Origin of the sequence: Lishizhenia sp. (genome assembly GCF_033720595.1) — a bacterium.
In the GTDB taxonomy this organism is placed as follows: Bacteria; Bacteroidota; Bacteroidia; order Flavobacteriales_D; family Crocinitomicaceae; genus Lishizhenia.
The window spans coordinates 1-2200 of the sequence record NZ_JAWWCF010000296.1; the positions used below are offsets into that span (position 1 = coordinate 1).

Here is a 2200-nt window from a genome sequence, read left to right on the forward strand (position 1 = left end):
CCCAAGCAGCTTTCGGATCACTACTTTCCCAAACTATCTCCCCCCAACGGTTAAAAACTTTAAAGTTAAAACTAGTGAAGTTACATACCTGCTCTACTTTAAATGTATTATTAAACTCATTGCCGTCTGGAGTAAAAGTATTCGGAATAAATAAATTACAATCACAATCCACTAGGTTTACTTCAACAGTATCACCGAACAAACCACAGCCTCCATTGGAAACCACCCAATACACCGCACTCTCTGGAATTACTATACTACTTGTTGATTCTCCAGTACTCCAAGTTAAATTATCTAGATTTACCGGAACGGAAAGAAGCAACTCCTCTTCTTCACAAGCTTCAATTGACTCGGGGAAATTAAAGCTATTATTATTTATGATATTAATATTAAGTGTATCAGTTTTAAAACAATCTCCTATTGAAATAGTGACAAAATACTCCCCTTCACTGTCCACATTGATAATAGAACTCGTACTCGCATCTTGCCACACATAGTTTGCTCCGGTTACATACACATCGAGTGTGAGGGTATCTCCTTCGCATATTACTGTATCTGCACCTAAATCTAGAGAAATATTTATATAACTTATACCAATACTATCTATGAAAGTACCACATTGATTCGTTGAAGTTACAGTGTAAACTCCCGGTTGATTCACTACATAAGTAGATGTCATAGAACTATCTTGCCAAAGATATTGATCAAAATTCCCGCCTGGTGTTAAGGTCAAAGTATTCCCTTCACATAACGTTGTATCTTCTCCTAAATCAAGATTTGATGTCAAAATTGAAACATTGTAAATTAGCAAAGAATCACAACTATTAGGCACACTTACAGTATCTGTAAACAACCCCGAATTGTATATGACTTGATTACTTAAATAAAGTGAATCCCCTTCACACAAATTATAAACAAGAGTGTCCGTAAACCCAATACCGCTGCCTCCAGGTATAAGATTAATTACTGTATCTAAAACAATGGTATTTCCGGAAATTAGATGCGTAGCTTCCACAATGTATTGTGTAAGACTATTGACTGTAGGTGTATAAAAATATATACTATTACAACTCCCCGTAATTGGGCTACCAACAATAACATTATTGGTTGTATCAACCAATTGGTAACTTACGTTTGGTTCGGTATGCTTCAACTCCACAACTGCGGAATCACTGGTACAATTTGTAAATCTATCCACGACTATCTCCAATGGTCTGCATGCTCTGTACACATCGTTAATATCATCATTGCTTAAAGCAGCATCATAAATTCTTACTTCATCAATACTTCCGTTGAATGAATTTATGTATGGAGAAATACTTGAGGTAGCCCCGATTGTTGTTATATAACTTATTGCTGAGGTAAAATTTACCGTAGTGTTATAATCCAAAGTTTGAGAGGTAGTGTATTCCGTACAATTCACGAACATTTTTACAGTTCTGTTCTCCGTATTGTTATTCTCTACTTTAAGTGCTAAAAACAGATAATCATTGTTTGAATAGTTAAATATTGGAGGAGTATATCTGTCACCAGCAGAATATGAAGTACAATTCTGATGAATATTTAATCCATTACTTAACCCCGAAACTGCATAATTATTAAAAGCCCATTCTACGATAGAATTACCTCTGTAGGTTGAGGCACATTGCTGTCGAATTGAAAAAATCCCCATCGCATTTGTTGCATCATTTGTCTTTATCCAGGCTGTTATTGTGAAATCATCATTCAACATGTAATTCGGTGATAATAAAACATAATCATCAACACCGTCGAATTCAAGTGCCTGCCCACATATCCCCGTTGTAAAAGTTGCTCCATTATTTGTTGCGTTCTGTCCGCCAGAACCTAGGTTAGTAAGATCACCTTCAAAGGGGAAGTAACCATACAGATTACTTATTGAGGGAGATGTTAACTCAAATAAATCCAATGGAGTTTGTGCTCTACAAATTGATAAATAACATACCAGGGTTGTGGTGGTTATAAAAATGGTTAATTTCAGTGGTTTCATAAACCAAAAATAGTGGAATTAACTTAAACTTTAAAAATCTTGTTTAACCTTAAGCTTTCTTAAATTTGCCCTAAATGGAGACCTTTAATAACATCTTTACACTTCGCGCCGAGGCTTCTTCTTCCTTGATGGAATTATTAGAGAAAAACACCTTAGGTACGAATGGTGCGAAATACAAGCATTTGGATACAG

1 protein-coding gene is annotated in these 2200 nt (G+C 35.5%); it reads right to left on the reverse strand.

From position 1 onward, the window contains the following. A partial coding sequence (locus R3333_RS14200) for a LamG-like jellyroll fold domain-containing protein (protein WP_318959425.1) occupies window positions 1-2008 on the reverse strand: 2008 nt, incomplete at its 3' end. Window positions 2009-2200 lie beyond the last annotated feature (192 nt).